Origin of the sequence: Streptomyces sp. NRRL WC-3549 (assembly GCF_000721935.1) — a bacterium.
Lineage (GTDB): Bacteria > Actinomycetota > Actinomycetes > Streptomycetales > Streptomycetaceae > Streptomyces.
This window is the reverse complement of record NZ_KL585429.1, coordinates 79,172-79,766: the sequence shown is the minus strand read 5'-3', so window position 1 is coordinate 79,766 and position 595 is coordinate 79,172. Positions and strand designations below refer to the sequence as shown.

Sequence of the window (595 nt, the reverse complement as noted above, 5' to 3'; positions counted from 1 at the left end):
CAGGCAGCCGTAGAACGGGGCGACGGCGATGTCCCGGAGGTGGGCGCGCGCCTGGTCGCGGTGGGCGGCCCAGTGCCCGGCTCGCGCCACGAGGACGGCGACGAGCAGTACCGAGGCCAGGGCCCACACCGCGACGCAGACGCTCCGCAGCCCCGGGACGTGGACGGGCAGGGCGGCGCCGGCGGTCGCGACGACGGCGGTGCCCATGACCGTGGCGTACCAGTTGGGGCCGATGTGCCGCAGGGCGGGGAGCCGGTACGGGGCGGGCGGGGGAGCGGGTTCCGGGGTCTGGACCCGCGCATAGATGGCCATGCCAATATTCTCCCCGGGACGGTGTGCGGCCCACCAGGGAGCCCGGACCTATGAGGTCATAAGCTGTCTTTATGTCCCCTCCGCTCCAGCCCGCCGGTCCGCCGCCCCCCGGGGCCGGTGACGCCCGCCCGCTGCACTCGCTGCCGCACCGGGTGCCGGACCTCGGGGCGATGGTGCTGCTGCTCTCCGTCGCCCGGCACGGCAGCCTGGGCCGCGCGGCGCGGGACGTCGGCATCACCCAGCCCGCCGCCTCCAGCCGTATCCGCTCGATGGAGCGGCAGCG

The 595-nt window shown here is 75.8% G+C and carries 1 protein-coding gene and 1 pseudogene; one reads left to right on the top strand and one right to left on the bottom strand.

Annotation, left to right across the window (positions count from 1 at the left end):
- A pseudogene (locus IH13_RS0130015) lies at positions 1-312 on the bottom strand (C4-dicarboxylate ABC transporter); the annotation flags it as partial.
- Positions 313-383: 71 nt separating this feature from the next.
- Between IH13_RS0130015 and IH13_RS0130010 the strand changes: the two are divergent.
- A partial coding sequence (locus IH13_RS0130010) for a helix-turn-helix domain-containing protein (RefSeq protein ID WP_037842813.1) occupies positions 384-595 on the top strand: 212 nt, incomplete at its 3' end.